The organism is Streptomyces sp. NPDC058691, assembly GCF_042714775.1.
Classification (GTDB): Bacteria; Actinomycetota; Actinomycetes; order Streptomycetales; family Streptomycetaceae; genus Actinacidiphila.
Map to the genome: position 1 here is coordinate 69,136 of NZ_JBHXSO010000037.1, position 22,022 is coordinate 91,157.

Genomic DNA, 22,022 nt, shown 5'->3' on the forward strand with positions numbered 1-22,022 from the left:
CCGCCTTCGTCGATCACCACCCGATGCCGGACAGGTATCCCGTCTCGACTGCCTCGCCGGCACAGCCTCTTCAAAATTTTGCCGAACTCGCGTACAACTTTTACTCCTCGACGGGGGTCTCTTGATCGCCGTTCCCCGTACGCGCAGGAGAACCCGCCCGCAGCACCCACGACTCGCTCTGCCCTGGCGGTCCTCCTGCCGCACCCTCGCCCGCCCTTCTGGAGCCCCCTTGCGCAAAAGCACCATCCTGCTGGCCGCCACCCTCACCACCGGTCTGCTCACCTGTCTGCCTGGCACCGCGATAGCCGCCCCCTCCGGGCTCGCCGGCGACTTCAACGGCGACGGCTACCGCGATGTCGCCATCGGCGCGTTCGGCGCCCAGGTCGGATCCGCGCAGAACGCCGGTGCCGTCGTCGTCCTGTACGGCTCGCGTTCCGGTGTCTCGGCCGCCAAGAAGACCGTGATCACCCAGAACTCCGCCGGCGTCCCCGGCACCGCCGAGGACGGGGACCGCTTCGGCAGCAGCCTCGCCGCCGGCGACCTGAACGTCGACGGCTACGCGGACCTCGTCGTCGGCTCCCAGTACGAGAGCATCGGCTCCCGCGACGGCGTCGGTTCCGCCACCGTCATATGGGGCGGCAAGTCGGGCCTGACCGGCGGTTCGGCCCTGCCCTCGCCTTCCGGCCTCAGCGAGTGGGGCGGTTACTCCTCCGGCGTCGCGACCGGCGACTTCAACGGTGACGGCAAGACGGACGTCACCATCACCGGTCAGAGCCGCACCGGCCTGTACAGGGGCCCCTTCGCCCGCACCGGCAAGCCCGTGAGCCTGACCGGCGTGGGTGAGCTCGGCTCGACGTACGAGGTGATCGTGGGCGACCTGAACGGCGACCGCGCGGCCGAGCGCCTTTACCCGTTCGCCGTCTCCGGCGACGAGGGCGGCGACATCCGCTACTTCAGCTACGACCCCGGCGACGAATCCCACCCCGAGTCGGACTACGCCCAGACCGAACTGGCCCAGGCCGACGGCAGCCAGGGCGCGATCGGCGACATCAACGGCGACGGCTACGGCGACCTCGTCCTGGGCGAGCACGAGGACCCGCGCAGCACCAAGAAGAGCGGCCACAAGGGCGGCCAGATCACCGTCTGGTACGGCGGTGCGAACGGCCCGGACCCGGCCCAGAAGCCGACCGTCATCCATCAGGACACGGCAGGCGTGCCCGGCACGGGCGAGGCCGACGACCTCTTCGGCTCGGCGCTGGCCGTCGGCGACATCAACGGCGACAAGTACGCCGACGTCGCGGTGGGCGCCCTCGGCGAGGACAACGGCGCGGCCAGGGACTCGGGTTCGGTGACGATCCTGTTCGGCTCGGCCACCGGGCTGAAGGGGTCGGGCGCCAAGTCGTACACGCAGAACACCGCCGGCGTCCCGGGGAGCAACGAGGCCGACGACGCCTTCGGCCAGTCCGTCCGCCTGATCGACCTCGACAAGAACGGCAAGGCCGACCTGGTCGTCGGCGCCGGCGGGGAGAACGGCTACGGCGCGGTCACCGTCCTGCGCGGCAGCGCCTCCGGCCTCACCACCACCGGCGCCACGTCCCTCACCGCACGCGGCGTCTCCCTCAAGGGCGGCGCCGGCTTCGGCTGGGTGATCGCCCAGTGATGTACCGCCGACTGGCCGTCCTGCTCGCGGCCACCCTCACCCCCCTCACCCCGCTCGTCCTCACCGCCCCCGCCGCCCAGGCGGCCGCGCCCGCCAAGCCGTACGACTTCAACGGCGACGGCCGGGCCGACCTCGCGATCGGCGCGCCCGACGCCACCGTCGGCGGCAAGGCGCGGGCCGGTGCGGTGTCCGTCGTCTACGGGGCTTCCAGCGGGCTCAAGCCGTCCTCGTACAAGCTGCTCAGCCAGAACTCGGCCGGTATCCCCGGCACGGCCGAGACCGGCGACGCCTTCGGCTCCTCCCTCGCCTCCGCCGACCTGAACCGCGACGGTTACGCCGACCTCGTCGTCGGCGCCCCCGGCGAGGACGTCGACGGCGACACCGACGACGGCACGATCGTCATCGTCTGGGGCTCCAAGTCCGGTCTGACCGGCGGCCGTACGCTCGTCAACCACATGCAGCGCGAGAACGACCACTACGGCAAGGCGGTGGCCGCGGGCGACTTCACCGGCGACGGAATGCCCGAGATCGCGACCGGCTCCTCCGGCCTCTTCGGCCTCAACTTCGTGTCCGGTCCGTTCACCAAGACCGGCGATTTCCACGGCGGCAACGGCGGATCCTTCCAGGACGCCGTCCGCCCGTACTCGGCTTCCTACGGCATCGAGTACCTCTCCACCGGGGATGTCACCGGACGCGGGTTCGCCGGTCTGGTCGTCCACGGGCGCGCGAAGGACACCGACGACGCGGTCACCGCCCTGGTGGACGGCAGCATCGGCAACTTCCCCGACTGGCTGGTGTACATGCCCAGCGGTTACGTCTCCGCCGTCGGCGACATCGACGGTGACGGCTACGCGGACGTCGTGGTCGGCAACCACCGCGAGACATCGGCCGATCCGGCGGGCGCGAAGGGCGGCAAGGTCACCATCCGCTACGGCGGCCCGGACGGTGTGGACACCGGCCGTGCCCTGCTCACCGTCACCCAGGACACCCCGGGCGTGCCCGGTACCTCAGAGACCGGCGACGCCTTCGGCTCCTCCGTCTCCCTCGGCGACATCAACAACGACGGCTACGCCGACCTCGCCGTCGGCGCCCCCGGCGAGTCGACCGGCGCCGCCGCGACCACCGGCTCGGTCACCGTCCTGTACGGCTCGGCCGCCGGCCTCACCACCAAGGGCGCCAAGACGTACACCCAGAACACGGCAGGCGTGCCGGGCAGCGAGGAGAAGTCCGACCGCTTCGGCGGCCGCGTGTCCCTGCTGGACCACTCCGGTGACCGGCGCGCCGAGTTGTCCGTGACGGCGCCGGGCGAGAACGCGGGCGACGGCGCCGTCTGGTCGCTGCGCGGCACGCCCACCGGCCCGACCACCACCGGCTCGGTGCTCTTCGGCCCGTCGTCCACCGGGATCACGACATCCGGCACACCGCACTACGGATCGACGCTCGGCGGATGACCCGCCGCACCCCCCGGTTCAACCGGGGCTGAGAAACCACGAAGGGCCCCACCGCGACCGGTGGGGCCCTTCGACAACGTGCCCGGTGAGGCACTGGCGGAGGATACGAGATTCGAACTCGTGAGGGGTTGCCCCCAACACGCTTTCCAAGTCTGTTGGTCCTAGCCAGCGGGCTTTCCAGGGCAGTACGCCCGTGTCCGCGCGGGTTCGATGGGGAGTCTTGGGTCTGTCGCCGTACCCGTGCAGACGACCCCGAACTCTGGTGAATGAGACGGAAACTGAGACGGGCGGCAGCAGGTGCCAGCCCTGTTACCCGCGTTATGACTCGTCCGTGGGCTTGGCTTCGTACAGGGAGGCAAGTTCGCCTAGGTCGTTCGCGACCATGACTTGCGCGAGTCGTCCGGCGACAGCCACAACCTCGGGCCATGCGGTTGCCTGGAGGTACTCCGCGTCGTCGTCGTTGGGGGCCTCGGCTTCTGCGGCCTTCAGTGCGCCTCCCAGTTGCCGCATGAGATCGACCTCTTCCTCGGTCCTCAAGCTGGTGCCGAGATAGCGATCTGGGTGGTCGGCGTCGCAGAAGTCATCGAAGAGTGTGTGGAAGATGTGGTCCAGATTCTCGAAGGTCGACGGATCCAGCCACACATCCCGCTGCCAGGGAGGGTTGGCCAGGGCCAGGACCGCCGGCACGAGGTGGACTCGGAAGTTCGCTATGCGCTGGCTATCTTCACTCACGAATCCGAGAGTAGCGACCATCCCACCCGCGGACTGACTGAGCAGCAGGACTGCTCTATCTCTGTGGACGCTGAGCTTGGGAATCACCGGCTATCGCCCGCTGAGGCAACCACTGACCTGCGCAAACAGGAGATGCACGGCACGGCGTTGGTTGTTCTCGTGACCGTGGTTTACCGGTGATCCCTGCTCTATCTGGTGCGGATCTGGTGCGGCAGCCACTGCTCTTGGAAGTCGGGGTGATCGGAGTAGGGCAGCGCCAAGTCGAGCAGGTCGGCGCAGGGCCAGGCCTCCCCGTCCCACTGGCAGTCGTCTCGGTCGTCCCAGGGCAACTCGGGATCACCGACAGCAGGGCTGAGCACATGCCGTGTCAGGATGCGGCGCTTGGCTGCGACCTCTCGCAGCACGCGGGCAGGATCGTGAAGTGCCACGTGCTCCGCGATCGTCGGATGGAAACCGGAGAGGTCCACCTGACAGAAGTCCACGGTATGGCCGTGTGCGGTCCACTGTCCGCAGCCGTCGCCATCGCATCGGCCGGCCAACTCGGCGTCCTCGCCGAGTCGCTTCCGCAGGAACTCCGTCAAGTCATCGCTCATGAGTGCATCATCGACCTTGAACCCACGCCTGACACCCGCTTTAGGAGCGAGGTGGGGCGGTCAGCGGTGTGACCTGTGGGTTCCCGGCCTTGGACGGAGTGGGCGGCGCTCCCCCCTCTGCACCGCTATTCCCCCTGACTCCCCGTCCGTTCTGGCACGAGAGGGGCACGCTTCCGTTGCGCCAGAGTCCGTTCGCAGTTCGTGCTGGTGGCTGCCGCTGCCTCTCACGGCCACACCTGCGTTGCGAGTAGCACTCGGGAGTACCACCGCTGACTCGCGTCAGTGACGCACTTTCTTCATTCTCTTATCGAACCGGGCGATGAGCTTTGTGTCGAAATAGGTGAACCGGTCCCGGTCGTTGTCGACTATTTCTAGAGCGATCCTGGCCATGTCTGCGCGACCTGTCGCGTACTCCCGATAGAGCGACCAGATCCCCTCTCGGGCTGCCATGTGGCAGGCAATATCAATCTCTGGAGCCCCGGCCTCGACTTCGGTCCAGTGAGATTCTCCCCCCACGCAGCGTATTAGGCATCCAAGCAATTTGATGCGCAGCGTTTCGCTCAGATCTTCACTGAGGGCCGCCATGATTAGCGATGTGACGGGCGCGGCTACCTCGAAAAGGAGCGACTGCTCGTAGGCGTGCCCCTCTAGGGATGAATCTGCAAATTCACGAGGGGTTCTGGCTTCGAGTAGGTTGGCAAAGGTCTCTGGGATATGGGCGCCTGTTTTACCGCAACCGCAGCGCAAGGAAGCCCAATCAAAGCGTTCGGACTGAATCAACGATGGCCTGATGCTCATGCATACACTCCTGCTACCTAGCACCACCTGTGTGTGGGTCTCGTCCTCCGGAGGCGGCAGTGTAACCGCGCAGTCTTTGGCGCGAGCTTGGCCGGCGGCTTCTATCGGGCGCGGTCGGGTGTCACCAGTTCTTCTGGAAGTGGCGTGAGGCCCTGCCCACCTGGGACCTCGTGAGTGATCAACGTTGTGACCTGGGGCTGTGCCGTCAACGGTTGTCAGCGTTGGTCATCGTTGAGCGCCCTCGGACGGCCCAGAGACGGCCCCGGGGCGACCGACTTTGCTATTCGCTGGCTGCCGCTGAGCGCGTACGGGCCTGCTTTCTTGATCGTCGGTAGCGGTGCCACCGTGGGGACAATTCACCAACAATCAGCGCGAGCAGGGCGAAGACTCCAGATGCCATCCAACCTGCTGGTTCGCCGGTCACCTTCCCCATCAACCAGAACAGCAATGTGGTGATGACCCATGTAGCGAGCCAAGAACCACCACGTCTTATCCAGGGAGCCTTCACGAGCGAAACCATACGTCTTGCGGCGCGCGCTGTGGCGCAGGTGGTGAGGCTACGGCCGGAGCACCAGTTTGGAAGACGTCGTATGCGGATGACGGCTGACCTGGCAACTCCCTGACCTGGGCCGGAGCGCGATTGGCGCCCCTGTTCCCCGTGAGTCCCCGTAATGTCCCGCCGGAAACAGGCACGTGGCGGGCACGGCCGTCAGACGAGCCGCCAACGCCAGCACCACGGAGCGAGGTCGGCAGCCGGGTACTCCTCCCGGCCGCCGGCCCGCTGCACCAGAAGGCGACCCCCATCCATGGAGACCCGATCTCCTTGCATGAGAAACAAGGGACGTACGAGGCGGAAGATCCAATCCGGATCGAACCTCACCTCGTTGAGTAGCAGCATCCTGGGTGCCGCCGCTGGACTGCCGAAGACTCGCATGGCTCCATGGTGCACCGCGTCAGGATTCGCGATCACCTCTTTAGGAGCGAGGTGGGGCGTTCTGGGCCTGACCTGGGGTTCCTTGTCCTGGGCGGAGTCTGGCAGCACGTACCCCTGCGCACCCCGACTCCCCGTGAGTCCCCGTCTGTTCTGGCACGGATGTGGCACGGCCGCTTTGGCTGCTACTTGCGTCCGCCTAGAGCGGCGTCCGGGAGGAGCGCGGTCCTGGTCGACGGCGGCCGAGTTGTCACCCAGGACTGTTTCGCTACTTCAGCCGGATGATTAACGATCGAGCCAAGAGGGTCACCTCGCGCACCGCTTCTCTGAGCGCCTTCTCTCCTGACGGCACGCCGCCGCGGAGCAGATCAATCCAGACACTCTCGTGACGGATGTGAATTTCATTCGCTCCGCCGAACAAACGTCTCCGGCGCGAGACACGGATTTCACGCGAGAGCTCGTGCCTGAAGGTTATCGTCATGTCCTCGATCGAGACCCCGTGGGCTTGGAACGACTCGAATGCGACCGGTTCGCCGAATTCCCCTCCCCAGCCGATCCAGAACTTTCCGTTGACCAGAAGGACACGGAGGCGCAGTTCACGGTCCCAGCTGAGCGGCAAAAAGATCTCGAGGTTGCTTTCGTCCTGGTGCGCCGTGCCGAGATACCACATGGCCTCGCCCCGGATGATCCCGGGCGGGTCGCAGTCGGCTAGTAGGCCATCGATCCCCTCGATCAGTTCCTGCTCGCACAGAGACGCCTTTTCTCTCGCATTCAACTGATCATCGGTGTGCAAGTACTTCATGACTCATTGTTCCTCAAAAAGGATGGAAGTGCCGTGCTCTGCCGCGCCGATTCCAGTCCTCCTCACGTGCCAGGGTGGGAAACTGCACCAGTTTGGAAGACGCCGTATGCGGATGACGGCTGACCTGGCAACTCCCTGACCTGGGCCGGAGCGTGCCTGGCGCCGCTACTCCCCGTGAGTCCCCGCTACGTCCTGCCGGAACGGGCACGCAACGGGCACGAGGCGCCGATAGTGTCCGCGAGTGATCAATATGCAGGTACGTGGCGACTCTGGGGACATCGTGGCCAGTGTCCGGGGCGGGGTGGAATGGACGGATGCCTTCGCCGCCCTCGACCCCGCTGCCTTCCCGATGCTCTCGGCCTTGATCCCTTACGGAGACGCGATGTTCAATCATCGGCAGGTCCCGTTGCTCCTCGCCGAACTCGATCGGCTTCCGGATGCCTGCGGCGGGGCCTGGGTCGCACAGGCCCGCGAGCTGTGTCAGGTTGTCCTGAACGGATCACACCGGTATCTCTGGTTTGTCGGCGATTGAAGCAATCTTGAAAACCGTCGTGGCAGCGATGTCACCGTGGGTTCAAATCCCACACTCTCCGCAGTAGGCCAGCGAAGGCGCTGGACAGAAGGGGTGCCCCAAGACACGGGGGCGCCCCTTCTTCGTGCTCGATGGCACCGTGGTTCCCCGCGGTTTCCCGTCAGATCGGGCACGCCAGGGGCACGGCGGCCGTGGGGGAAGATGGCAACGTGCAGCTCCCCTACGTCTACCGCGTCACCAAGTACGACCCCGCCGACCGTGACGCACACGGGCATTACACCGGCAGTGAGGACACCGTCAGCGATCACGGCGAGGTCGAGGCGTCTTACCTTCAGGCGGTCGCGGCCTTTGCCAGGGACACCGGCGTCGATCACCTGGCCGTACGTGAACCACAGGTCCCGTCCCTCGCGCACTTCGGTGTGGAGCCTCCGGTGGACGGCTTTGGGTTGGACGGGCTCTTCCCTGCTGGCCCTGTCGGTTTCTATGACGGGGCAGAAGTACCGCTCGAAATCGGGCTGCAACTGGTGCGCGCGATGTTGCGCGACAACGGTGCCTGGTGCCGACTGGAGGCTGAAGGCGCATTCGCGGTCCATGTGGGATGGGACCAGTACCTCTACATCAGCAGCAGCCGGCCTTGCGAGGAAGCGTTGGCCCGCACCCGGGAGCTCGGACTGTTCCCAGAACGTCTGGACGCCTCCCCGTACGCCTTCGAGGCCGAAGAGGAGGAGCAGGTCACCCAGCGGCCCGGCGATGACGACTTCTGGGCCGACCTGCACAGGGAAGTCGCCAACGGCAACGCCGGAATCCTGGAGGAGACGTATCTCGAAGGCGCCACACGATGGCACCACCTCGACCGCGACACCGTCGACACGGTTCGCGCCGGAGTGGCTCCCCGGGCCCGTCTGGCCGTCTGGCCGCCCTTGTCCTCCGACATCGATGCCGTCCTGGAAGCCCTCCCCGCAGAAGGTCTCGTCGAAGGCGTCTGGCAGGACAACGACGGCCGCATCCACAGCGCCATCGCCGACGAGACCGCATTCCCGGAGCTGACCGCCCGTATGTGCAGCGCCCACGCCGCCGCACTACTGTCCGCGTACGCGGGTGAAAGTGTCCCTCTGTTCACAGCTGTCATGCCAGACAACGACGGAGTTCTGCGGGCTCGTTGGCGAACCGGAGCCTCAATGGCTCAGGCAAGCGCCGCCGCACTCGAAGCGGGGAGCGCCAGTTTGGAAGACTGAGGCTGCGGACCCTGCCTCAACTGGGCGGAGGCTGACATGCGGCAAAGCGCCCCTGTCACCGCTGTTCCCCGTGGGTCCCCATTCGGCACCGCCTCACCTGGCACGGCTGTGGCACGCCCGATCCCCTCGATGCTGTCGGTAGTTCGTGGTCGATCCCAGCAGCGGATACTGGCCGATATGACGAGCACTTCCTCACGCCGGCCCTCCCATGATTCGGATGACTTCGCAGCCCGCCTGTCTGCGGCCGAGGACTGGTTCCACGCTGCCGTAGAGGCTCACCATGAGGGTCGCTGGGTCCTCACTGATGTGGAGCGGCGCATCCTGGGCGACGTGATAGCGGCCACCAACCCTCTCCATGAGGGCCGCCTACCCCCGCACCGCGGGGATTCCGTTTACGTGCGGGTCGGACGCATTAGGAACTGGGCCGGCGTTCTCCGACTCGCCGCATGTGCTGGCGGCTGGGAGCTCTTCCCTGTGACTGGTGTGGACCCCTCGTCTCTCACTCGCCCGATCGGCATGGCCGACATGCTCTCAGGCATTTACGCTCCCGCTGAGCAGGGCGAGCGATGGAGCGAGTTGGTTCTAGCAACCGCTGGGGCACTGAACACCGCCCGCCTCGACGGTGCAACGCGGCGACAACGAACCGTCGAGCAGGAGATCAACGACCTTCATCCGCGATTCGAGCCTGACCTGGCAGCCGCCGAGGGGTTCTTCACGGGCCCTGGATCACTTGACGATCTCTCTCAGTACTTCGACTAGCGCCACGAGGCCGAGCGGGCGGCGTAGCGGCTTTGGGCAGGAGCCGCCATGGGGCGAGAGATCGGGGCCCGTACGCTGGCCGCGAATCGGGCTGGCTCCTGGCCTGCCCGCAATAGCCCGATGTGGGCCCCGATCTTCGAGGCTCGCCCCATGGTGGCTGCGTAAAGCCGCGGAGCCGACCGCCCCAGCCACAGCCGGTTTCTCCTCAGCTAACCCCTCGCCGTCTGGCGGGCGGCCGGCGGCCGGGCCGGAGCGGGGCGAAGACTGGAGCGTCGGGCCGAGGCGCCGGGCCGCGCGCCGCCGCGCTCTGCGCGGCGGGAGCGTCTTGATGAGGTAGAGAAATCTGTAACAGGCCTGGTCAGGGCTCCGTTTGACAGTGTGGCTTCACCTGATGCTTGACCCTGCGGCGGCCCCCGTACTTACGACCATCCTCACCTCGGCTGGGCCGACTTCGCTGACCATCGTCGTCAGCCTTCTGTACTTCCCGGAGAGAGACCAACAGCGGCAGCGGACTCGTGCGTGAACACGGTCATTACGTCGTCGGTTCCGAGCCAAAAACGCCCGTCTGGTGGCCACTGGACCGAACGGCCTGAGACAAGCCACGCTGTGGCAGCAGGTGCACGAAGCTCGACAGCAACTGGTAGCCGTACTCCGGAGTCGCCCTCGGACCAGAGGATGTCGGCGCCCACCAGTGGAACTCCGATGAGCCCTGACCAAGAGGGATGGTCAGTTACAACCACGGCTGGCGTCCCTCCGGGCTGTCCGATCATGGTCAGGTGGTTGGACATGGGCTCTCGGTAGACCTCCAAGCCGTAGTAGTCGAAACTATGGCCCCACACTGCTGAATATCGCGTGCCGTTCTCGGCGAGCAAGCCGACGCCCATCGTGGGCTCGTGCCACACCCCGAAGTCCCACTCCTCGACCTCGGTGCCATCGTCACCGCAGCTCAGCGGGTAGTAGGTCACTTCTACGAGGCGCGCACCGCGCAGACTTTCGACAGATCTCTCATATTCATCCTCAGTAAGCTCGGGCGCCGGCATCTCACCATTGTCGTGGCCCTTCATCCGCCCAGGCATCCGAGATTGTTGGCATGCCGAACGGAGCCAGCGCCGTCTCCCTCATTGAGTAGCCGGTCATCCTTGGCCAGTCAAAAGCGGTCCCCTCGGTCCGGTGACGCCGTTAGAGCCGTCAGCCTGACCCCTCGATGAGATGACGCCTAAGCGGAGGTCGTGTCGGTAGTGATGATCCGACTTGTGAAGCCGTGTTGGCGCAGTCGTTCGTACGCGGCCATCACGTCGTCTGGCACGGGCTGGCTGATCATGAAGCCCAGCTCCGGGTAGATCAGCATCCGTTGAAGCGCGCCGACAAGCATGTCGATCACCAGACGAGCATCGCCGATGGAGTCGACGTACTCGCCCAACGTCATCGGCGTGGAAGCACTGATGATCTCGACTTCGGGCCACAACTTGCGTGCCGTGGCGAACGCTCGCCTTTCCTCGTACGGCTTGCTAATCAGTAGAACCGAGGACACCTCGACGCCGGCCTCTTCGAGCAAGTCTTTGGAGAAGCGGATGTTCTCGCCCGTGTTGCGCGCGCGGGGCTCTACGAGCACGGCTGAGCTGGGAACGCCGAGCTCAAGTGCTCGCTCCCGGTAGTGGACGGCTTCACCGCGGGGCATGCGTTCCCGGGTCGTGGGACTGGTGGCGCCGGTGAACACGAGCAGTGGCGCCATGCCGCGCTTGTACAGGTTTACCGCCGTATCGGCCACACCCAGATCGTGGCTGCCAAGGCCGATGGCGACCGAGCAGGGGCGGGGCGTGTGGCCCATCTGGTGGTAGTCCCACAGACGTCGCGTGTCTGACCAGTCCTGTGTCGAGATCACTGCTGGCCTTCTCTGTCCTTGGCGGAGTCCGGAACCTTGAAGTCGTACTCCCAGGCGAAGCGCGAGGCCGCGTGCACGCCGACGGCGAATTCGACCACCGTGCCCGAGGCGGTGTAGGTCGTCCGATGCAGCTCGACAACTGGCTCACCGGGGGGCAGTTGCAGAGTCTTCGCCTCGTCCGATGTGGCGGCGCGCGCGAAGAGTGCTTCCTTCATGTGGTCGATCTCGTAACCCGCGTCGTACAGGACACGGAAGCCGCCGCCCCGACCGGCGGGACCGGGCGTCGGGTCCACGAGACGCGTGCCTTCTACGTGCTCGGGCCGGTAATAGCTGGTCAGCGTGTGCGCTGTCCTTCGCCCACCTGCACGACATCGCCGAAGCCGCCGGCCAACACGGCTGGAAGGCCTGGGCCTACCCCGTCTCCGTTGACCTGCTCCTGGTCGCCGCCTGGCGCCGCATGCGCATCCTGCGCGCCGCTGACCGCCCGGCCGGCGCCGCGTGGACTTGGTTCGTCATCGCCCTGGTCGCGTCGCTGGGCGCGAACGTCTCCACCGCGGGGCTGCTCGACATGAACGCCGTCCCGGCCTGGCTGCGCATCCTCGTCGCCGGCTGGCCTGCTATGGCCTTCCTCGGCGGCACCCTCCTCGCCCACACACCGGCACCCGACCCTGCCGCGGAACTCGCCGCCGACCCTCTCCCGGCTCCCGAAGCCGCACCGGTTCCGGAACCGGCTCCACAGGTCACGGTCGAACGGGCCCCTGACCCTGTGCCGGAGCTCCCCGCGTCCGCCGGGCCATCTGAGGCTCCTCCCGTACCGGCGCCGGTGTCCTCGCCGTCCGTGCCGCCCGCGTTGCTGGCCCACGCGCGGAAGGTCGCCGACACCCACCACGCCACCACGGGAGCACCGATCGACACCGCGACCCTGCGCACGCGCCTCGGCGTCCCGCCGGCCCTGGCCGACGTGATCGCCGCCCAACTCGCCTGAAAGGAGACCCGATCCCCGTGTCCCGCCCGAACCGCTTCTACGACGTGATCCGCATCGGCCCCGTGAGGGTCGGCAGCTACCACGACGGCCGCGGACGCACCCGCCACTCCGCCGCCTGCACCGCGCCCGGCTGCGGCTTCTCCACCGACTACCGCGACCGCTCCGGCGCCGAACTCGCCGCCCGCACCCACCGCTGCCAGCCCTGAAAGGAGATGACCCACCGTGCGCTACCCCGACGCGCAACTGCGAGCCAACCACCGCCCCTCGGAGCTGATCCCGCCCGGCGTCCACCCCGGACAGGTCGTCGTCATCCAGGCCGCGCCGCCCTCCTACGCCGGGAAGATCCTGCTCACCCTCACCGTCAGCGCCGGCACCGCCCTGGTCATCGTCGTCCTAGCCTTCGCCCTCCAGACGATCGCCGCCGCCGCTGCTGCGGCCATCCCCACCGTGGGCGGCGCATCCGTCTCGCTCCACCTCACGCGCAAACGCTGACCGGCCCCCGGTGCGGCTTCCGTCGCCAAACATCCGCCGCCCCGGGGACCACTGCCCCTTCCTGATCCAACAGACCCGAAAGGGACCCTCATCATGCCCCAGCACGCCCCGCACCGGCCGGTCTGCCGCGACTGCGACGGCTTCCCCGTCGTCGCCATCACCACCGGCACCCGCCTGACCGATGGATCCCGCGCCACCCTCCGCGTCACCTGCCCCGGCTGCCACGGCACCGGCCACACCCTCACCGCCCGCGTCCTCGCCCGGACCGGGAGGTGACCGCCTTGACCGACACCGCCACCGCGGCGGGCCTGGACCCGGCCACCCTCGCAGACCTGCTGCGGGTGGCCGGGTCGGACGGCTTCGACCGTTGGCAAGACCAGATCCGCCGCACCGGCGGCTGCTCAGACCCCATCCACCTGACCGGCTACACCAAGACCCTCGACCGGGCCACCGGCCACGTCCTACACGCCTACTCCACCGACACCGAACCCGGTGGGCGGCTCCGCGTCGCCTGCGGCAACCGCCGGGCCTCGCGCTGCCCGGCCTGCGCCTGGACCTACGCCGGCGACACCTACCACCTCATCCGCTCCGGCCTCGTCGGCGACCCGAACAAGGGCACCCCCGCCACCGTGCGGGTCCACCCGAAGGCGTTCGCCACCCTCACCGCCCCGTCCTTCGGCCCCGTCCACAACCGCCCGACCTCGGGCAGCTGCCGCTGCGGTGCAGCCCACCGCGAGGACGACTCGGCGTTAGGCACGCCCCTGGACCCGGACGGCTACCACTACGCGGGGGCGGTGCTGTGGAACAACCACGCCTCCGACCTGTGGCGGTACTTCACCATCTACCTCCGCCGCGAGATCGCCGCCCGCGCAGGCCTCACCCAACAAGCCGCCCGCGAACAGTGCCGGGTCTCCTTCGGCAAGGTCGCCGAATACCAGCGCCGCGGCGCCGTCCACTTCCACGCCATCGTCCGCTTCGACGGCCCCGACGGACCCGACACCGAGCCCCCGCCCTGGGCGACCCTCGACCTGCTCACCGACGCCATCCACGCCGCCGCCCGCCGCGTCGCCCTCCCCGTCCCCGCCGCTGGCGACTACCCCGCCCGCACCCTGACCTGGGGCACGCAGCTCGACGTCCAGCCCATCCGCTCTGCCGACGCCGGCACGGACGGGGAGCTGACCGAACAGGCCGTGGCCTCCTACGTGGCCAAGTACGCCACCAAAGCCGCCGAGACCACCGGCACCGTCGACCGCCGGGTCGGCAACCGCGAAGCCCTCGAACTCCTCGGCGTCCCCCCTCACCCGCGCCGCCTCATCGAGGCCTGCTTCGACCTCCACAAGCTCTACCCCGACCGCAAGCTCCTCGACTGGGCCCACATGCTCGGCTTCTGCGGCCACTTCTCCACCAAATCCCGCCGCTACAGCACAACCCTCGGCGCGCTGCGGCAGGTCCGCGCCGACTACCGCGCCGCCCAACAACGCGAAGCCCTCGGCCTGCCCGACCCCGACGACTCCCCAGAAGCCACCACGCTCGTCCTCGCCCACTGGACCTACGCCGGCCACGGCCACACACCCGGCGAATCCTGGCTCGCCGCCACCATCCACCGCGACATCCAAACCAACCGCGAAACCGCCCGCGAAGCCCTGAGGGAACTCGATGAGGAAGGGGCATGGCTGTGAACGAACTGCACGACCCTTCAGGGACGGATCCCACGTTGCTGCTCCTCACCGTGGAGGAGACCGCTCGACGGCTCGGGATTGGCCGGACCACCTGCTACAGCCTCATCACTTCGGGAGAGATCGAGTCGGTCACTCTCGGCCGCCTTCGCAAGGTCCCCGCTGACGCGCTGCCTGCCTACGTGGCGAAGCTGCGTCGGACTGCCCACACGATCGCGGCTGCCTGAGGGAGAGAGCATGACGGAGCGAAAGCGGACCCGGCAGCCCAATGGCGCCTCATCGATCTACCTCGGCAAGGACGACAAGTGGCACGGCCGCGTCACTGTGGGCGTCCGCGACGATGGCAAGCCCGACCGCCGCCATGTGGAGCGGAAAACCCGGGCAGAGGTCACCAAGGCTGTCCGAGAGCTAGAGCGGCTGCGCGATGAGAAGAAGCTGCGAAAGCCTGGCAAGGCGTGGACGGTGAAGACGTGGCTTGAGCACTGGGTGGAGAACATCGCCAGGCCCTACGTCTCGGAGAACACCTACGACGGCTACGAGGTAGATGTCCGTGTCCACTTGGTCCCTGGTCTGGGAGCGCACCGCCTGGACCGGTTGGAGCCGGAGCACCTGGAGCGCTTCTACCGAAAGATGCAGGACACGGGCAGTGCTGCCGGCACAGCTCACCACGCGCACCGCACTATGCGCACTGCGCTTGGGGAGGCCCTGCGCCGCGGGCACGTCCCTACGAATCCTGCTGAGATCGCCAAGGCACCTCGCCTTGAAGAAGAGGAGATCGAGCCGTACACGATTGAAGAGGTGCAGAGTCTCCTCCTGGAGGCGTCGAAGCGACGCAACAGCGCTCGGTGGGTGATCGCGCTCGCACTGGGCCTCCGGCAGGGAGAAGCCCTGGGCTTGCACTGGGAGGACGTCGACCTGGAGGCCGGATACCTCCGCACCCGCAAGAACCGCCTTCGCCCGAAGTACACGCACGGCTGCGGCGGCAACTGCGGCAGGAAGGCCGGGTATTGCCCGCAGCGCAAGCAGGTACGCCGCGAGTACAAGTCGACCAAGTCCCGGGCCGGCCGCCGCACCATCGGCCTGCCAGATCCGCTGATCAAGCTGCTCCGTCGCCACCGGGAAGAACAGGAGCGCGAAAGGATCGCCGCTGGCGACGCCTGGCAAGGCACCGGTTACGTCTTCGCCCAGCCGAACGGCTCTCCACTGGTGCCGAACACGGACTACCACCACTGGAAGGAGCTGCTCCAGCTCGCGGGAGTACGGGACGGCCGGCTGCACGACGCTCGCCACACCGCGGCGACGGTCCTACTCCTGCTCGGTGTCCCAGATGTCGTCGTGGACGCGATCATGGGCTGGGAACCGGGTGGCTCGGCTCGGATGCGCTCGCGGTACATGCACGTGACCGGACCCGTGCTGAAGAACGTGGCCCGCCAGGTCGGCGACGCGCTGTGGAAATCGCCGGATACCAACTGAGACGGAAACTGAGACGGAGAACCTCGAAGGGCCCCACCGCGACCGGTGGGGCCCTTCGACAACGTGCCCGGTGAGGCACTGGCGGAGGATACGAGATTCGAACTCGTGAGGGGTTGCCCCCAACACGCTTTCCAAGCGTGCGCCCTAGGCCACTAGGCGAATCCTCCGCGGCAAACATTACTAGACGGAAGGGAGTGCTCGCGAACTCCTTCCCGCGGAGCGTCGGGGTGCATCCGGGGGTGATCGGATCGGGTAGGCTGGGTGCAGCCCCTCACGTGGCGCTATCTCGCTGAACCCCCCCAGGGCCGGAAGGCAGCAAGGGTAGGTGGGCTCTGGCGGGTGCGTGAGGGGTCTTTCTTTTGGGCCGCGGGGACGGCCGGTGTGGGGTCCGTCACATGGGCGGGGCCCGGCTGTCGGCGGGGGCGGATATCGTCGTAAGCGTGTCCCTCGCTCTGTACCGCCGCTATCGCCCCGAGTCCTTCGCCGAGGTCATCGGGCAGGAGCACGTCACCGACCCGCTGCAGCAGGCGCTGCGGAACAACCGGGTCAATCACGCGTACCTCTTCAGCGGGCCGCGCGGCTGCGGGAAGACGACCAGCGCGCGCATCCTGGCACGCTGCCTGAACTGCGAGAAGGGCCCGACACCGACCCCGTGCGGGGAGTGCCGGTCGTGCCGCGACCTGGCGCGCAACGGCCCCGGGTCGATCGACGTGATCGAGATCGACGCCGCGTCGCACGGTGGTGTGGACGACGCGCGCGACCTGCGGGAGAAGGCGTTCTTCGGGCCGGCCGGCAGCCGGTACAAGATCTACATCATCGACGAGGCGCACATGGTCACCTCGGCGGGCTTCAACGCCCTGCTGAAGGTGGTCGAGGAGCCGCCGGAGCATCTGAAGTTCATCTTCGCGACGACCGAGCCCGAGAAGGTCATCGGCACGATCAGGTCGCGCACCCACCACTACCCGTTCCGGCTGGTCCCGCCGGGGACGCTCCGCGACTACCTGGCGGAGGTCTGCGAGCGCGAGGCGATCCCGGTCGAGGCCGGGGTGTATCCGCTGGTGGTGCGGGCCGGGGCGGGCTCGGTGCGTGACTCGATGTCGGTGATGGACCAGTTGCTCGCGGGGGCGGGCGAGGCCGGTGTGACATACGCCATGGCGACCTCGCTGCTGGGGTACACCGACGCCGCGCTCCTCGACGACGTGGTGGACGCCTTCGCCGCCGGGGACGGCGCGTCGGCGTTCGAGATCGTGGACCGGGTGATCGAGGGCGGGCACGACCCGCGCCGGTTCGTGGCCGATCTGCTGGAGCGGCTGCGGGACCTGGTGATCCTCGCGGCGGTGCCGGAGGCGGTGGAGAAGGGCCTGATCGACGCCCCCGACGACGTCGTGGAGCGGATGCGGGCGCAGGCCGGCGTCTTCGGCGCGGCCGAACTGAGCCGCGCCGCCGACCTGGTCAACACCGGGCTCACGGAGATGCGCGGGGCGACCTCGCCGCGACTGCAACTGGAACTGATCTGCGCACGGGTGCTGCTGCCCGCGGCGTACGACGACGAGCGGTCGGTGCAGGCACGCCTGGACCGGCTGGAGCGGCGCGCCTCGGTGGGAGGCCCTGCCGCCCCCGTCGTGGAGTTCGGCGAGCCGCTGCCCCCGGGCGGTGGCCGTGCGGCGGCCCGCGCGGCGGTGAACGCCCCGGCGCGTCCCGTCGACGAGCCCGTCGCCCAGGCCGCCGCGCCCGCGGCGCCCCCCGCTCCCGCACCCGCCCCCGCTCCTCCGGAGACCGCCGCGCCTGCCGCGCCCCGCCCCGGTGCCTGGCCGAGCGCCGCCGCCCCCGGTGGCGGCCAGCGCCCCGGCGCCTGGCCCGGCGCGGCCTCGCCGGCGACCCCGCCCCCCGCTCCCGCTCCGGCGGAAACCGCCGCCCCCGCCGCCGCGTCCGCGGCGCCCGTCGGCGATCCCTCCCGGGTCCGCCAGATGTGGCCGGACATCCTGGAGGCCGTGAAGAACCGGCGCCGGGTGACCTGGATGCTGCTGGAACAGAACGGCCGCCTCGTCGGCTTCGACGGCTCCACGCTCCAGATCGGCTTCGACAACCCGGGCGCCCGCGACAGCTTCGCCAACCGCGGCCACGAGGACGTCCTCCAGCAGGCGATCACCGACGCGCTGGGCGTCCAGTGGCGCATCGAGGCGATCGTCAGCCCCGGAGGTCCCGGAGGCTCCGGAGGCCCCGGCGGCGGTTCCGCGGGCGGCTTCGGCGGTGGCTCCCGTCCCGGTCCGGGACACCCCCAGGGCCCCGCTCCGGCGGCGCCGCAGCAGCCCCAGCCGTCACAGCCGGCACAGCAGCCGCGCCAGCCCCAACCGCCGTACCAGCAGCCCCAGTCGGCCGCTCCCGCCGCCCCGGCCCCGCAGGCCGCGTCGCCCGCCACGGGCGGGGCCGCCGCCGCGCGCGCCGCGGTGGGGGCGCCGTCCGCGGTGTCCGGTGCGGCATCCGCCGCCGCGCACGCGCCGATCGCCGACGAGCCGCCTCCGGTCGAGTACGACATGCCCGAGGACGACGACCCGGATCTGGACGAGACCGCCCTGAGCGGCCACGACCTGATCGTGCGGGAACTGGGGGCCACCGTGATCGAAGAGATCGCCAACGACTAGCCGACGACCGGCGGCACCGGCCCAACGCCCCGCTCAACGCCCCGCCCAACGACCGGCCCTCGCCGGTCCCTGCGGCCGGAACGGGCGACGCGTGTCGGTCGTTCCTGCCTACGGGTAGCGCGAGCGGGCGCCCGAGCACGTAGGCTCGCCCTACCCGTACAACCGACGTCGTGAGGCAGGAGCGAGACCGTGATCCCCGGTGGTGGTCAGCCGAACATGCAGCAGCTGCTCAAGCAGGCCCAGAAGATGCAGGAGAACCTCGCGGCGGCCCAGCAGGAGCTCGCCGAGACCGAGGTGGAGGGCACCGCGGGCGGCGGCCTGGTGAAGGCGACCGTGACCGGTGCCGGTGAGCTCCGGGGTCTGGTCATCGACCCGAAGGCGGTCGATCCTGAGGACACGGAGACGTTGGCCGATCTGGTCGTCGCCGCCGTGCAGAACGCGAACGCGAGCGCGCAGGAGCTGCAGCAGCGCAAGCTCGGCCCGCTCGCCCAAGGGCTCGGGGGCATCCCCGGCCTTCCCTTCTGACGGCCCCGGGTCTTCCGGACCGTCCGAGCGACGAAGAGGGCACAGCGTGTACGAGGGCGTGGTTCAGGACCTCATCGACGAGCTGGGCAGACTGCCCGGCGTGGGTCCGAAGAGCGCGCAGCGGATCGCCTTCCACATCCTTCAGGCCGATCCCGCCGACGTCCGCCGGCTCGCGCACGCCCTGAGCGAGGTCAAGGCGAAGGTGCGGTTCTGCGCGGTCTGCGGCAATGTCGCCGAGGCCGACCAGTGCCGGGTCTGCCGCGACCCGCGCCGCGACACCACGGTCATCTGCGTGGTCGAGGAGCCCAAGGACGTGGTCGCCATCGAGCGCACCCGTGAGTTCCGCGGCCGCTACCACGTGCTCGGCGGCGCGATCAGCCCGATCGAGGGCGTGGGCCCCGACGATCTGCGGATCAGGGAGCTGCTCGCGCGTCTCGCGGACGGCACGGTCACCGAGCTGATCCTCGCCACCGACCCCAATCTCGAGGGCGAGGCCACGGCCACGTATCTCGCGCGCATGGTCAAACCGATGGGACTGAAGGTCACCCGTCTCGCCAGCGGCCTGCCGGTCGGGGGCGACTTGGAATACGCCGACGAGGTCACGCTCGGCCGGGCCTTTGAAGGAAGGCGGCTGCTTGATGTCTGACAACGCCCTTGACCCCGACGACTTCGCGTCCTCGATCGTGGACCAGATCGAGAGCTTCATCCTCTCGGTGCGGGAGGTCGCCAAGGGCGACGACCCGGACAGCGCGGTGCCCTATCTCCTGCTGGAGGTCTCGCAGTTGCTGCTGGCCGGCGGCCGGCTCGGCGCGCACGAGGACATCGTCCCCGACGAGCGGTACGAGCCGGACCTCGGCCCGGAGCCGGACACCGACGAGCTGCGCGAGCGGCTCGCGGTGCTGCTGGAGCCGATCGACATCTACTCGGAGATCTTCGACCCGTACGTGCGCAGCACGCCGGTCGCCTGCCGGATCTCCGACGACCTCGCGGACGTGGTGACCGACCTCACGCACGGCCTGGCGCACTTCCGGGCCGGCCGGATCACCGAGGCGCTGTGGTGGTGGCAGTTCTCGTACCTGTCCAACTGGGGCCCGACCGCCTCGGCGTCCCTGCGCGCCCTGCAGTCGCTGGTCGCGCACGTACGGCTGGACAGCCCGCTGGACGCGTTGGACGGCCTGGACACGGACGCGGGCGCGGACGACGACGAGCGGCTCGCCGACGAGGCCGGCCGTGTCATGGCCGCCGAGATCGCCAAACCGCTGGGGCTCGGCCCGCGGACGTGACGTCCGGCCCGGGGGACCGCCGAAGGGACCGCGGGTGGTCGGTCCCTGTTCACGAGGGCGTACGCCGGGCGCGGTGAGATTGAGCACGACGTACGGCGGGATTACACCGGCGGCTCCATGGGCAGGTGGCCCGCTGAGTGAGCCGGGCGTCTCAGCATGTGGTGGTGAGGGGTCGATCCCGGCCTGCTCGATAAACTGAGCCGAACGCAGTACCAGATTTGAGGAGCGCACGTGGGCCTTGTCGTGCAGAAGTACGGCGGCTCCTCCGTTGCGGATGCCGACGGCATCAAGCGCGTCGCCAAGCGGATCGTCGATGCCAAGAAGACCGGCCACCAAGTGGTCGTCGTGGTCTCGGCGATGGGTGACACGACGGACGAGTTGATCGAGCTCGCCGAGCAGGTATCTCCGATGCCCGCAGGCCGGGAGTTCGACATGCTGCTGACCGCCGGGGAGCGGATCTCCATGGCCCTGCTGGCGATGGCGATCAAAAACCTCGGCCACGAGGCGCAGTCGTTCACCGGCAGCCAGGCGGGTGTCATCACCGACTCCGTCCACAACAAAGCCCGCATCATCGACGTCACGCCGGGCCGCATCCGCACCGCCCTGGACCAGGGCAACATCGCCATCGTCGCCGGCTTCCAGGGCGTGTCCCAGGACAGCAAGGACATCACGACGCTGGGCCGCGGCGGTTCCGACACCACGGCCGTCGCGCTGGCGGCCGCCCTCGACGCCGAGGTCTGCGAGATCTACACCGACGTGGACGGTGTGTTCACCGCCGACCCGCGCGTGGTGAAGAAGGCACGGAAGATCGACTGGATCTCCTCCGAGGACATGCTGGAGCTCGCCAGTTCCGGCTCCAAGGTGCTGCTCCACCGCTGCGTGGAGTACGCCCGCCGATACAACATCCCGATCCATGTCCGGTCGTCGTTCTCCGGCCTCCAGGGCACCTGGGTCAGCAATGAGCCGCGAGAGGACGCCAAGGGCATGGAGCACGCGATCATCTCCGGTGTCGCACACGACACTTCCGAGGCCAAGGTGACGGTCGTCGGCGTGCCCGACAAGCCGGGCGAGGCGGCAGTGATCTTCCGTTCGATCGCGGACGCCGAGATCAACATCGACATGGTGGTGCAGAACGTGTCGGCGGCCTCCACCGGCCTGACCGACATCTCCTTCACCCTGCCCAAGAGCGACGGCCCGAGGGCGATCGAGGCGCTGAAGCGCACGCAGGCCGGCATCGGCTTCGAGGCGCTGCGCTACGACGACCAGATCGCCAAGATCTCGCTCGTCGGCGCGGGCATGAAGACCAACCCCGGTGTCACGGCGCAGTTCTTCGAGGCGCTGTCCAACGCGGGCGTCAACATCGAGCTCATCTCCACCTCCGAGATCCGCATTTCGGTGGTCACCCGGGCCGACGACGTCAACGAGGCCGTGCGCGCGGTGCACACCGCCTTCGGTCTCGACACCGAGAGCGACGAGGCGGTCGTCTACGGCGGCAGCGGCCGCTGAGGCGCCGGGACCCTCCGTCCGTCCGCCCCCGCATCCCGTAGGACCCGTACTCGTACCGTCCACCG

At 68.5% G+C, this 22,022-nt stretch carries 24 protein-coding genes, 1 tRNA gene and 1 other RNA gene; 18 read left to right on the plus strand and 8 right to left on the minus strand.

Annotated features, from left to right (window positions below; translation table 11 throughout):
* Positions 1-229 precede the first annotated feature (229 nt).
* The gene (locus ACFWVC_RS24985) at positions 230-1,660 is read left to right on the plus strand and encodes an FG-GAP-like repeat-containing protein (RefSeq protein WP_384290278.1); all 1,431 of its coding nucleotides are present in this window, start codon (positions 230-232) and stop codon (positions 1,658-1,660) included.
* Positions 1,660-3,111 (plus strand): FG-GAP-like repeat-containing protein, encoded by a 1,452-nt coding sequence (locus ACFWVC_RS24990; protein ID WP_384290281.1) that lies wholly within the window; start codon positions 1,660-1,662, stop codon positions 3,109-3,111. Before ACFWVC_RS24985 ends, ACFWVC_RS24990 begins: the two co-directional genes overlap by 1 nt.
* A 318-nt stretch (positions 3,112-3,429) precedes the next feature.
* Here ACFWVC_RS24990 and ACFWVC_RS24995 read toward each other — a convergent pair whose 3' ends face one another.
* The 4 genes from ACFWVC_RS24995 to ACFWVC_RS25010 form a co-directional block, all read right to left on the minus strand.
* Positions 3,430-3,843 carry a hypothetical protein gene (locus ACFWVC_RS24995; RefSeq protein WP_384290285.1) on the minus strand — a complete coding sequence of 138 codons (414 nt, stop codon included), beginning with the start codon at positions 3,841-3,843 and terminating at the stop codon, positions 3,430-3,432.
* Between the two features lie 188 nt (positions 3,844-4,031).
* A complete protein-coding gene (locus ACFWVC_RS25000) occupies positions 4,032-4,436 on the minus strand; it encodes a DUF6221 family protein (protein WP_384290291.1) in 405 nt (134 codons plus the stop codon).
* A gap of 279 nt (positions 4,437-4,715) precedes the next feature.
* Complete coding sequence (locus ACFWVC_RS25005) at positions 4,716-5,234, minus strand: hypothetical protein (RefSeq protein ID WP_384290296.1); 519 nt, start codon at positions 5,232-5,234, stop codon at positions 4,716-4,718.
* 1,199 nt (positions 5,235-6,433) lie between these two features.
* Positions 6,434-6,967, minus strand: a complete 534-nt coding sequence (locus tag ACFWVC_RS25010; protein WP_384290299.1) for a hypothetical protein — start codon at positions 6,965-6,967, stop codon at positions 6,434-6,436.
* 250 nt (positions 6,968-7,217) lie between these two features.
* On the opposite strand from ACFWVC_RS25010, the gene ACFWVC_RS25015 reads away from it, so the two are divergent.
* The 3 genes from ACFWVC_RS25015 (at position 7,218) to ACFWVC_RS25025 (ending at position 9,493) form a co-directional block, all read left to right on the plus strand.
* Positions 7,218-7,499, plus strand: a complete 282-nt coding sequence (locus tag ACFWVC_RS25015; RefSeq protein WP_384290339.1) for a hypothetical protein — start codon at positions 7,218-7,220, stop codon at positions 7,497-7,499.
* A 209-nt stretch (positions 7,500-7,708) separates the two neighbouring features.
* Positions 7,709-8,734, plus strand: a complete 1,026-nt coding sequence (locus ACFWVC_RS25020; RefSeq protein WP_384290301.1) for an RNA-binding protein — start codon at positions 7,709-7,711, stop codon at positions 8,732-8,734.
* A 516-nt stretch (positions 8,735-9,250) separates the two neighbouring features.
* A complete protein-coding gene (locus ACFWVC_RS25025; RefSeq protein WP_384290304.1) occupies positions 9,251-9,493 on the plus strand; it encodes a hypothetical protein in 243 nt (80 codons plus the stop codon).
* A 467-nt stretch (positions 9,494-9,960) separates the two neighbouring features.
* Here the strand turns inward: ACFWVC_RS25025 and ACFWVC_RS25030 are convergent, their stop codons facing one another.
* The 3 genes from ACFWVC_RS25030 to ACFWVC_RS25040 all read right to left on the minus strand — a co-directional run bounded on the left by ACFWVC_RS25030 (position 9,961) and on the right by ACFWVC_RS25040 (position 11,713).
* Positions 9,961-10,557, minus strand: a complete 597-nt coding sequence (locus ACFWVC_RS25030) for a hypothetical protein (protein WP_384290308.1) — start codon at positions 10,555-10,557, stop codon at positions 9,961-9,963.
* Between the two features lie 152 nt (positions 10,558-10,709).
* Positions 10,710-11,375 carry a YdcF family protein gene (locus tag ACFWVC_RS25035; protein WP_384290311.1) on the minus strand — a complete coding sequence of 222 codons (666 nt, stop codon included), beginning with the start codon at positions 11,373-11,375 and terminating at the stop codon, positions 10,710-10,712.
* Positions 11,372-11,713: a UTRA domain-containing protein gene (locus ACFWVC_RS25040; RefSeq protein ID WP_384290341.1), complete on the minus strand. Its 342-nt coding sequence runs from the start codon at positions 11,711-11,713 to the stop codon at positions 11,372-11,374. Before ACFWVC_RS25040 ends, ACFWVC_RS25035 begins: the two co-directional genes overlap by 4 nt.
* A gap of 8 nt (positions 11,714-11,721) precedes the next feature.
* Here ACFWVC_RS25040 and ACFWVC_RS25045 point away from each other — a divergent pair, with 8 nt between their 5' ends.
* The 7 genes from ACFWVC_RS25045 (at position 11,722) to ACFWVC_RS25075 (ending at position 16,001) form a co-directional block, all read left to right on the plus strand.
* Entirely contained in the window at positions 11,722-12,360 is a 639-nt protein-coding gene (locus ACFWVC_RS25045; RefSeq protein WP_384290344.1) for a DUF2637 domain-containing protein, read from the plus strand.
* Positions 12,361-12,377: 17 nt separating this feature from the next.
* The gene (locus ACFWVC_RS25050; RefSeq protein ID WP_384290315.1) at positions 12,378-12,566 is read left to right on the plus strand and encodes a mobile element transfer protein; all 189 of its coding nucleotides are present in this window, start codon (positions 12,378-12,380) and stop codon (positions 12,564-12,566) included.
* A 16-nt stretch (positions 12,567-12,582) separates the two neighbouring features.
* Positions 12,583-12,852, plus strand: a complete 270-nt coding sequence (locus ACFWVC_RS25055; RefSeq protein WP_384290318.1) for a hypothetical protein — start codon at positions 12,583-12,585, stop codon at positions 12,850-12,852.
* Positions 12,853-12,945: 93 nt separating this feature from the next.
* Positions 12,946-13,128 carry a hypothetical protein gene (locus ACFWVC_RS25060; protein ID WP_384290321.1) on the plus strand — a complete coding sequence of 61 codons (183 nt, stop codon included), beginning with the start codon at positions 12,946-12,948 and terminating at the stop codon, positions 13,126-13,128.
* 5 nt (positions 13,129-13,133) lie between these two features.
* Positions 13,134-14,531, plus strand: coding sequence for a replication initiator protein RepSA (gene repSA / locus ACFWVC_RS25065; RefSeq protein ID WP_384290324.1), 1,398 nt, complete (start codon positions 13,134-13,136; stop codon positions 14,529-14,531).
* On the plus strand, positions 14,522-14,755 hold the full coding sequence (locus tag ACFWVC_RS25070; RefSeq protein WP_384290327.1) for an excisionase family DNA-binding protein: 234 nt from the start codon (positions 14,522-14,524) through the stop codon (positions 14,753-14,755). The genes repSA and ACFWVC_RS25070 overlap by 10 nt, the downstream gene beginning before the upstream one ends.
* 10 nt (positions 14,756-14,765) lie before the next feature.
* Positions 14,766-16,001, plus strand: a complete 1,236-nt coding sequence (locus tag ACFWVC_RS25075) for a tyrosine-type recombinase/integrase (RefSeq protein WP_384290329.1) — start codon at positions 14,766-14,768, stop codon at positions 15,999-16,001.
* 79 nt (positions 16,002-16,080) lie between these two features.
* On the opposite strand, the gene ACFWVC_RS25080 is transcribed toward ACFWVC_RS25075, so the two are convergent.
* Positions 16,081-16,168: transfer RNA gene (locus ACFWVC_RS25080), tRNA-Ser, on the minus strand.
* A gap of 95 nt (positions 16,169-16,263) precedes the next feature.
* On the opposite strand from ACFWVC_RS25080, the gene ffs reads away from it, so the two are divergent.
* The 6 genes from ffs (at position 16,264) to ACFWVC_RS25110 (ending at position 21,957) form a co-directional block, all read left to right on the plus strand.
* An RNA gene (gene ffs / locus ACFWVC_RS25085) (signal recognition particle sRNA small type) lies at positions 16,264-16,360 on the plus strand.
* Between the two features lie 36 nt (positions 16,361-16,396).
* Positions 16,397-18,643, plus strand: a complete 2,247-nt coding sequence (locus ACFWVC_RS25090) for a DNA polymerase III subunit gamma and tau (protein ID WP_384290332.1) — start codon at positions 16,397-16,399, stop codon at positions 18,641-18,643.
* Between the two features lie 189 nt (positions 18,644-18,832).
* Complete coding sequence (locus tag ACFWVC_RS25095; RefSeq protein WP_319663863.1) at positions 18,833-19,168, plus strand: YbaB/EbfC family nucleoid-associated protein; 336 nt, start codon at positions 18,833-18,835, stop codon at positions 19,166-19,168.
* A 46-nt stretch (positions 19,169-19,214) separates the two neighbouring features.
* Positions 19,215-19,814, plus strand: a complete 600-nt coding sequence (gene recR / locus ACFWVC_RS25100; protein WP_319663864.1) for a recombination mediator RecR — start codon at positions 19,215-19,217, stop codon at positions 19,812-19,814.
* Positions 19,807-20,451: a DUF5063 domain-containing protein gene (locus ACFWVC_RS25105; protein WP_384290335.1), complete on the plus strand. Its 645-nt coding sequence runs from the start codon at positions 19,807-19,809 to the stop codon at positions 20,449-20,451. The genes recR and ACFWVC_RS25105 overlap by 8 nt, the downstream gene beginning before the upstream one ends.
* Positions 20,452-20,682: 231 nt before the next feature.
* Positions 20,683-21,957 carry an aspartate kinase gene (locus ACFWVC_RS25110; RefSeq protein WP_384290337.1) on the plus strand — a complete coding sequence of 425 codons (1,275 nt, stop codon included), beginning with the start codon at positions 20,683-20,685 and terminating at the stop codon, positions 21,955-21,957.
* Positions 21,958-22,022 lie beyond the last annotated feature (65 nt).

Coding starts and splice junctions, on each gene's coding strand:
- ACFWVC_RS24990 (WP_384290281.1), top strand. CDS start 1,660: ATGTACCGCCGACTGGCCGTCCTGCTCGCGGCCACCCTCACCCCCCTC.
- ACFWVC_RS25000 (WP_384290291.1), bottom strand. CDS start 4,436: ATGAGCGATGACTTGACGGAGTTCCTGCGGAAGCGACTCGGCGAGGAC.
- ACFWVC_RS25005 (WP_384290296.1), bottom strand. CDS start 5,234: ATGAGCATCAGGCCATCGTTGATTCAGTCCGAACGCTTTGATTGGGCT.
- ACFWVC_RS25010 (WP_384290299.1), bottom strand. CDS start 6,967: ATGAAGTACTTGCACACCGATGATCAGTTGAATGCGAGAGAAAAGGCG.
- ACFWVC_RS25015 (WP_384290339.1), top strand. CDS start 7,218: ATGCAGGTACGTGGCGACTCTGGGGACATCGTGGCCAGTGTCCGGGGC.
- ACFWVC_RS25025 (WP_384290304.1), top strand. CDS start 9,251: ATGGCCGACATGCTCTCAGGCATTTACGCTCCCGCTGAGCAGGGCGAG.
- ACFWVC_RS25030 (WP_384290308.1), bottom strand. CDS start 10,557: ATGAAGGGCCACGACAATGGTGAGATGCCGGCGCCCGAGCTTACTGAG.
- ACFWVC_RS25060 (WP_384290321.1), top strand. CDS start 12,946: ATGCCCCAGCACGCCCCGCACCGGCCGGTCTGCCGCGACTGCGACGGC.
- ACFWVC_RS25070 (WP_384290327.1), top strand. CDS start 14,522: ATGGCTGTGAACGAACTGCACGACCCTTCAGGGACGGATCCCACGTTG.
- ACFWVC_RS25075 (WP_384290329.1), top strand. CDS start 14,766: ATGACGGAGCGAAAGCGGACCCGGCAGCCCAATGGCGCCTCATCGATC.
- ACFWVC_RS25090 (WP_384290332.1), top strand. CDS start 16,397: ATGGGCGGGGCCCGGCTGTCGGCGGGGGCGGATATCGTCGTAAGCGTG.
- ACFWVC_RS25105 (WP_384290335.1), top strand. CDS start 19,807: ATGTCTGACAACGCCCTTGACCCCGACGACTTCGCGTCCTCGATCGTG.